Annotated in this window: 7 protein-coding genes and 1 tRNA gene; 6 read left to right on the forward strand and 2 right to left on the reverse strand. The window is 61.7% G+C overall.

All coding sequences use genetic code 11. The annotated features are described in order from the left end of the window. The first annotated feature begins 158 nt into the window (after positions 1–158). The 6 genes from larC to DXD56_RS08660 all read left to right on the forward strand — a co-directional run bounded on the left by larC (position 159) and on the right by DXD56_RS08660 (position 5,592). Positions 159–644, forward strand: coding sequence for a nickel insertion protein (larC, locus tag DXD56_RS08635; RefSeq protein ID WP_089573585.1), 486 nt, complete (start codon positions 159–161; stop codon positions 642–644). A gap of 72 nt (positions 645–716) precedes the next feature. Then, positions 717–1,265, forward strand: coding sequence for a phosphodiesterase (gene yfcE, locus DXD56_RS08640; protein ID WP_117640918.1), 549 nt, complete (start codon positions 717–719; stop codon positions 1,263–1,265). 2 nt (positions 1,266–1,267) lie between these two features. After that, positions 1,268–2,128: a nucleoside triphosphate pyrophosphohydrolase gene (mazG, locus tag DXD56_RS08645; RefSeq protein WP_117640919.1), complete on the forward strand. Its 861-nt coding sequence runs from the start codon at positions 1,268–1,270 to the stop codon at positions 2,126–2,128. A gap of 189 nt (positions 2,129–2,317) precedes the next feature. Beyond that, positions 2,318–3,607: a phosphopyruvate hydratase gene (gene eno / locus DXD56_RS08650; protein ID WP_117564903.1), complete on the forward strand. Its 1,290-nt coding sequence runs from the start codon at positions 2,318–2,320 to the stop codon at positions 3,605–3,607. 196 nt (positions 3,608–3,803) lie between these two features. Then, positions 3,804–4,562, forward strand: coding sequence for a septum formation initiator family protein (locus DXD56_RS10220; RefSeq protein ID WP_233524972.1), 759 nt, complete (start codon positions 3,804–3,806; stop codon positions 4,560–4,562). 28 nt (positions 4,563–4,590) lie between these two features. Further along, complete coding sequence (locus tag DXD56_RS08660) at positions 4,591–5,592, forward strand: hypothetical protein (RefSeq protein ID WP_117640920.1); 1,002 nt, start codon at positions 4,591–4,593, stop codon at positions 5,590–5,592. 35 nt (positions 5,593–5,627) lie between these two features. Here DXD56_RS08660 and DXD56_RS08665 read toward each other — a convergent pair whose 3' ends face one another. Further along, positions 5,628–6,929 (reverse strand): ATP-binding protein, encoded by a 1,302-nt coding sequence (locus DXD56_RS08665; RefSeq protein WP_117640921.1) that lies wholly within the window; start codon positions 6,927–6,929, stop codon positions 5,628–5,630. 473 nt (positions 6,930–7,402) lie between these two features. Then, positions 7,403–7,487, reverse strand: a tRNA-Leu gene (locus DXD56_RS08670). Positions 7,488–7,602 lie beyond the last annotated feature (115 nt).

The following is a 7,602-nucleotide window of genomic DNA, read 5'->3' on the forward strand; positions in this document are numbered from 1 at the left end:
AGCCTCCGAAAGCTGCAAAAAATGACATGTTTGGAGGCTGATGTACATGTTTGGATAGGGGCGAGGGCGGCGACGGACGAAAGTCACGCCTGTGCCACGTCCGATGTGCTAGCGTTTGGATGAACAAAACGAGCCCGTGCGGAAAGGATCCGGACCGTATGCAACGTGGAAGTACATCTCCGCTGTCCCGCGAGACCGATGCGCCCGAAACCATCGTCAAGCTGGAGTGCGACATCGACGATGCATCGCCCGAGGTACTCGCCTATGCCGCCGACCGCCTGCGCGAGGCAGGCGCCCGCGAGGTGCACTGGCTGCCCCTCTACTGCAAAAAAGGCCGCCCCGGCTGGCAGCTGCAGGTGATCTGCTCGCATGAGGATATCGAACGCCTGCAGACGATTATCTTTTTGGAAACCACGACCAACGCCGTTCGTCGCCAGGTGATGGAACGCGTTTGCCTGCCGCGTCGTTTTGAGCAGGTAGCGACGCCTTGGGGCGAGGTGTCCGTTAAGGTGGCGACCCTGCCAGACGGCAGCGAGCGCGCGGCTCCCGAGTACGAGGATTGCGCCCGTCTTGCCCGCGAACATGGCGTGCCACTCCAACGCGTGATGCAGGCGGCTCAGAGCGCGGCGCTACGATTCGAGTAGCACGGTAGATGGGCTCCACATCCGCCGGACCCCGTATTCAGCCCCCATCAACCCCACCCGAAAGGACTCCCCATGAAATACCTCATCGCCTCCGACATCCACGGCTCGGCATACTGGACCGAGCGCCTGGTCGCCGCCATCGAATCCGAGCAGCCCGACCGCATCGTGCTGCTGGGTGACCTGCTCTACCACGGCCCGCGCAACGACCTGCCGCGCGACTACGCCCCCAAGCGTGTGATTCCGCTGCTCAACGCCCTGGCCGACCGCATCATCGCGGTGCGCGGCAACTGCGACGCCGAGGTCGACCAGATGGTCCTCGACTTTCCCGTCATGGCGGACTACGCCACGCTGTTCGACGAGACCGGTCGCGAGCTGTTCCTGACGCACGGCCACGTCTTTGGCGCCGGCATGCACAACAGCGTCGACCACGCGCCCGCGCTGCCCGAGGGCTCCGCGCTCGTCTACGGCCACACGCACATCAAGGTTAACGAGGCAAGCGCCGCGCACCCGGGCCTGTGGCTCTTCAACCCCGGCAGCGTGAGCATTCCCAAGGACGGTGCGCACAGCTACGGCATCTACGAGGGCGGCGCGTTCCGTCACGTGATCCTGGAGGAGGAGTAACCATGGCCGAGCATGTGGCTCAGCAAAATGCCGAGGGTTCGCGCGACCTGTCCACGCTGGTCGACGCGTCGGCCGAGCTGCAGCATCTGGTGCAGACCATCTGGCGCCTGCGTCAGCCCGATGGCTGCCCGTGGGACCGCGAGCAGACGCATCAGAGCATTGGCAAGAACATGATCGAGGAAGCCTACGAGGCGCTCGATTGCATTGAGGCGGACGACGTGGCACATCTGCGCGAGGAGCTGGGCGATGTGCTCATGCAGGTGGTGCTGCATGCGCAGATTGCGGCGGACGCCGGTGAGTTTTCGCTGGCCGATGTGGCACGCGATATCGACGCCAAGCTCATCCGCCGCCACCCACACGTGTTTGGCGATGCGGACGCCGAGAGCTCCGACGAGGTTCTCAAGATCTGGGACGAGGTCAAGCTTGCCGAGAAGGCCGCCAAAGACCAGGCCGTGGCGGCAGGCGAGGCCGCGCCCGAGGGTCTGCTCGACGGCGTGCCCACGCACCTGCCGGCGCTGATGCAGGCTCAGAAGGTGTCGCGCAAGGCGGCTGCCGTGGGCTTTGAGTGGGAGACGGTCCAGGACGTGTGGGACGAGGTCGCCGAGGAGCGTGCCGAGTTTGAGGCCGAGGCTTCCGGCTCGCCCGAGCGCGAGATGGAGTTTGGCGACCTGCTCTTTGCTCTGGTCAACGTTGCGCGCAAGGAGGGAATCGACGCCGAGAGCGCCCTGCGTGCCAGCACGGCAAAGTTCCGCCGCCGCTGGGCCGCGATGGAGCAGATGGCGGCCGACGCCCACGTGGATCTGGCCGAGCTTTCGACCCACGGCCTCAATGACCTCTGGGATGCCGCAAAGGCAGAGGAGTAAGACTGCGGGGGCGACGGGACGGACTTGTCCCATCGCCCCTATTATTTTTTAAAAAGATTGTATCCCTTGGCTAACTTAGGGCATAATGCAAAAAGTGCGATAAGGCTAACTTATGAACCTGCGCGCCGCTGTAGCGTGCAAGCCGTGTCGCCAAGCATTCAACCCGTTTCCAAGTGAGAGGGAGACAACATGAGCGATATTTTGGACGTTTACGGTCGCGAGGTGCTCGACAGCCGCGGCAATCCCACTGTCGAGGTCGAGGTCGTGCTCGAGGACGGCAGCTTCGGCCGCGCGATGGTGCCTTCGGGTGCTTCGACCGGCGCCTTTGAGGCCTGCGAGCTGCGCGATGGCGACAAGGGCCGCTACCTGGGCAAGGGCGTTTCGCAGGCCGTCGAGCACGTCAACAACGAGTGCGCTAACGCCGTCGTGGGCCTCGACGCCTTCGACCAGCGCGCCGTCGATGCCGCGCTGATTGCCGCGGACGGCACCCCCAACAAGACCAAGCTCGGTGCCAACGCCATCCTGGGCGTGTCGCTGGCCGTCGCCCGCGCCGCTGCCGAGTCGGCGGGCCTGTCGCTGTACCAGTACCTGGGCGGCGTCAACGCTCATCTGCTGCCCACACCTATGATGAATATCCTCAACGGCGGCGTGCATGCCGACAACAACGTTGACTTCCAGGAGTTCATGATCATGCCCGTGGGCGCCCCGAGTTTTGCCGAGGGCCTGCGTTGGTGCGCCGAGGTCTACCACACCCTCAAGGGCGTGCTGCACGAGGCCGGCCTGGGCGGCGGCGTGGGCGACGAGGGCGGCTTTGCCCCCAACCTTAAGACCAATGCCGAGCCGTTCGAGTACATCACCAAGGCCGTCGAGAAGGCTGGCTTTAAGCCCGGCGTCGACTTCATGTACGCCATGGATCCGGCCTCGACCGAGTTCTACAACGCCGAGACCGGCATGTACGAGCTCAAGGGCGAGGGTGTTGAGTATACGAGCGCCCAGATGGTTGATTACTGGGAGAAGCTCGTCGACACCTATCCCATCATCTCCATCGAGGACGGCATGGCCGAGGAAGACTGGGACGGCTGGGTCGAGCTTACCCGCCGCATTGGCAACAAAGTGCAGCTGGTGGGCGACGACCTGTTCGTCACCAACACCGAGCGCCTCAAGAAGGGCATCGAGCTGGGTGCCGCCAACGCGATCCTGGTCAAGGTCAACCAGATCGGCACGCTCACCGAGTCGCTCGAGGCCATCGAGACCGCCAAGGAGGCCGGTTACGCCTGCATCGTGAGTCACCGCTCCGGCGAGACCGAGGATTCCACGATCGCCGACCTGGTCGTGGGCGTCAATGCCGGCCAGATCAAGTCGGGCGCCCCGTGCCGCAGCGACCGTATCGCCAAGTACAACCAGCTCATCCGCATCGAGGACGAGCTCGAGGGCAGCGCGCGCTACGCCGGCAAGGCCGCGTTCTACAACATTCGCTAAACGGGCGAATTTGGCGAGGGGGAGGCTGACTCGGTTCCGCCCCCGCCTTGGCTGGACGCCGCAAAGCGCTGTGGGCGCTGGGCCATATGGCTCAGCGCCTTTTTTATGTCGAGCAAAGGCTGGCGAAGGCGGTACGGGCGCTCGTGCTATAACTAAAGGACTTAGCGCAAACAAACCTCAACCGCACAAGGCGCACATGGATCAGATTTACGACAACAGGTACTATTCCGCCGGTTCGCGTGAGCCGTCGCCTCGCCGTGCGCGCACGGTGCAGCTCGGTGGGTCCGCCTACGCCGGCGCCGACCGCTCCACGCAGCGCCCGACAAGTACCTCGCGCCCCAATGCTCAAGTGAATACTTCGACAGATGGACCGGTGCGCCCGGCACGTTCGTCGCATGCGTCGCGTCCCTCGGCCCAGACGCACGACAGGTTGAGCAGGCCCTCGAGCCGTCTTTCGGGCTCGGACTTTATGCGCTACGCCAACGACAATGCGGTGGTCAAGGCAATCTATGACTTTACGCATGGCTCTCTGCGCCCGCTGTTTATCGGTATCGTGGTGGCGCTGGCGCTCGTGAGCCTGTATTTCCCCGTGCGCGACCTGTACGTGGCTAAGCGCTCGAGCGACATCTTGGCCAAGCAGGTCGAGATTCGCCAGCAATACAATGATGAGATGAAAAAAGACACTGATAAGTGGTTCTCGGAAGAGGGCATTAAGGATTCGGCACGGGACTTGGGCATGGTGATGCCCGGCGAGAAGAGGATTGAAGTGCAGGGTCTGGACGAGGATTCGGATTCGTCGTCGAGCAAAAAGTCCTCAAACGCCAAGAATGCCAGCGAAGTGGCCAAAGAGATCGAAGAGGTCGGCAAGGACGCACCGTGGTACATCAGGACGCTCGATATGCTGTTTGGATTTAACGGCGTCGAGGGTCAGACGGTCGCGTCCAGCGGCGAGTAGGCGAGTAGCACCCGGAGGGGAGCCCGCAATGGCAGATTGCAAACGATATAAGGTGGCCGCGATTGACCTGGGCACGGTGTCGTCGCGACTGGTGTTGGCGCAGGTCGAGGCCGGGGCGATCGTGGAATCGTCCAAGCATACCGAGATCACCGACTTGGGCGAGGGCGTGGACGCGACGGGGCGCTTTTACGAGGCAGCGGTCGAGCGCGTGCTTGCCGCATGCCGCATGTTTGTGGACGAGGCGCGTGCCTTTGGGGCTGTGTGCATCTGCACCACGTGCACGAGTGCCGCGCGCGATGCGTCCAATGCTGCCCTGCTGCTGGACGGCCTGCGCGAGCTGGGGCTCGAGCCGCAGGTGATTCCGGGCGAGGTCGAGGCGCGCCTGACGTTTTTTGGCGTGGCACACGACTTTGCTGGCGAGCGCATCATCGTCGCCGATTCGGGCGGTGGCTCCACGGAGCTCGCGACGGGCGTCTATGCGCCTGAGCGCGGGGTCTTTGCGCTGGAGGGAACGCGCTCACTGGACATCGGCTGCCGTCGCGTGACGGAGCGCTTCTTCTCCGCGTTGCCGCCTGCGGACGGGGAGCTTGCGGTTGCCGCCGCGTGGGCGGGCGAGCAGTTCTTCGCCTATTTTGAGGGTCTGCCGAGCAATTTTGAGCGCGCCGAGCGCCTGGTCGCGGTGGGTGGCACCGTCACCACGCTCGTGGCGTTGGTTCACGAGCTGGAGCCGTACGACTCGAGTTTTGTGCACCTGCGCGAGCTTTCGATGGAGCAGGTCTCGGCCGCTATCGAGCGCATGTCCACGCTGGATGTTGCAGGCATCGCCGCGCTGCCAGGCGTGCAGCCCAAACGCGCGGGCGTGATCTTGGCCGGTGCCGTGGTAATTCGCGAGCTCATGCGCGCTGGCAATTACGACACGCTCGCCGTAAGCGAGAACAGCTTGCTTGCCGGCATGGCCGCCACCATCAACGAGACTCTCGACGGCGCGACCCCCACCATCGCATGGACCCCGAGTCTGAGCACCCTCTAAAACTAGTCTTTTTGGGACGGGGCTATTTTAGCTACTTATGCCAGCCTGTCGATTTGCCCAATCTCCCAAAGCGGAATATTGACGAGCATGTCCTCGTCTCTATATGCCGCCAGGGAGGTCCTCACGCAACGCATGAGTTTGAATTTTTCGCAGGCTATTTTCAGACTCTTCGCTTTAAGGTTCTCTGCTGCCTTGACCTCAAGCGGAAGTACGGTCCCCGCATGGTCGATGGCAAAGTCAGTTTCGGCATTGCCAGAGGTAGAGGACCAGTACGCGGGGCTTTTGCCTTGCAGCAAGAGTTCCTGTGCGACATATTGCTCGGTGAGCGAGCCCTTAAACTCGGTGAAAACAGCGGAGCCGTCCAGGACGATGGTCGGTGGGAGGTTGGAGAGCGCGCCGAGGATGCCGGTGTCGATGCAAAACAGCTTGAAGCCCGAGAGGTCCTCATAGCTCGAAAGCGGTGCCCTGAGAGCGGAAACGCGCGGCACCTTATGAACGATTCCGTAATCCATGAGCCACTGGAGACTCTCTTCGAAATCGCGTGCGCGCGCCCCGGGGCGAAGGGCTCCGTAGATGAACTTTTTATTTTCCTTTGCAAGCTGGCCGGGGAGGGATTTCCAAACCAGCCTCATGCGCTCGACAATGCGGGCGGGCGCATGTTTGCCAAAATCGGATTCGTAAGCCTCGATGATTTGTTGCTGAAGCCTGCGGGCTTCGATGAAATCGCGGGTCGCGGCGAAGGCGGAGACGACTTCGGGCATGCCGCCGACAACGAGGTATTCCTTGAGCAAGTGCTCGAGCTTTTCGGTAACGTTTGCCAGAAGATTCATGTCTGCGGCAAGGATGGCGTCGGCGAGCGGGTCGCCATCGACGGCGCGAACGAACTCGGTAAACCCCATGGGACGCATGGTGAGCTGGTCGATTTTGCCGACGGGAAATGACTCGTTTTCGCGCCGGAGCGCGAGGCCCATATAGGAGCCGGCTGCGACGATATGGTATTCGGGCGCAAGCTCGTTGAAGTACTTGAGCGAGGTGATGCCGCGCGGTGCCTCTTGGATCTCGTCAAAGATGATGAGCGTGTCTGCCGGAGTTACGGTTTGGCCGCGAAGAAGCTCTATCTGGGAGATGATGCGCTTGGGGTCGAGGTCTCCATCGAACAGCGAGCGTGCGCTCGGTTCGAGCATAAAGTCGAAACGAATGATGTTTCGATACTGTTGGCTCGCGAATTCGTTAAGAAGCCAAGTCTTTCCTGTCTGGCGGGCACCCTTAAGCAAGAGGGGTTTGCGATTCGCTCTCGATTTCCAAGCGATGAGTTCACTCATAAGCTGTCGCTGCATATTGCCTCCCAACTCTCTTGGCTAGTATAAGGCCCTTTGGACGGTTCCCTTGAAAAATGTGCGACACAACCACATTTTTCCATCGGAAAATGTGCGAGACAACCACGTTTTTCCATCGAAAAATGTGGGAGTGCCAATCTAAGTTGCGGTGAAAAAGTTCTTAAATAAGCTGGTAACCAGTCAAAACAGGAACTATTCCACCGCAACTTATCATCCGTGTCGGCATCCACAAGAAACGAGCCCGCGTCTCCGGGGGACACGGGCTCGTAAACAATGCGTGGTAGGGGCGGTGGGACGTCTGCGAATTTGCGCAGCAAATACGCACCGGCCTCGGTCGCCTGCCGGCGCCCTCGCCGGCTCGCTACAAACGCTCCGCGTTTGCTTAACGCTCGCCCCCTCGCGGGTTCGAGCCCCACCGGCGTGCAAAAGAAACGGGCCCGCATCCCTGGGAGATACGGGCCCGTAAAAGCCAATGGTAGGGGCGGTGGGACTCGAACCCACAATCCTTGCGGCGAGAGATTTTAAGTCTCCTGCGTATGCCAATTCCGCCACGCCCCCGTGAGACTAGAAGTCTAGCACAAGCCGCCCGTTACGCGTTGACAGCCATCGAGTGCTGGCCCGACTTTTCCAAGTACCCTTGATTATCGACTTTATCCGAACACCTCCCACATTC

Origin of the sequence: Collinsella sp. TM06-3 (genome assembly GCF_003436395.1) — a bacterium.
Classification (GTDB): Bacteria; Actinomycetota; Coriobacteriia; order Coriobacteriales; family Coriobacteriaceae; genus Collinsella.

Excerpts from the sequence above, each read along its gene's own strand:
- eno (WP_117564903.1), top strand. The coding sequence starts at position 2,318 with ATGAGCGATATTTTGGACGTTTACGGTCGCGAGGTGCTCGACAGCCGC.
- mazG (WP_117640919.1), top strand. The coding sequence starts at position 1,268 with ATGGCCGAGCATGTGGCTCAGCAAAATGCCGAGGGTTCGCGCGACCTG.
- yfcE (WP_117640918.1), top strand. The coding sequence starts at position 717 with ATGAAATACCTCATCGCCTCCGACATCCACGGCTCGGCATACTGGACC.
- DXD56_RS08660 (WP_117640920.1), top strand. The coding sequence starts at position 4,591 with ATGGCAGATTGCAAACGATATAAGGTGGCCGCGATTGACCTGGGCACG.
- DXD56_RS10220 (WP_233524972.1), top strand. The coding sequence starts at position 3,804 with ATGGATCAGATTTACGACAACAGGTACTATTCCGCCGGTTCGCGTGAG.
- larC (WP_089573585.1), top strand. The coding sequence starts at position 159 with ATGCAACGTGGAAGTACATCTCCGCTGTCCCGCGAGACCGATGCGCCC.
- DXD56_RS08665 (WP_117640921.1), bottom strand. The coding sequence starts at position 6,929 with ATGCAGCGACAGCTTATGAGTGAACTCATCGCTTGGAAATCGAGAGCG.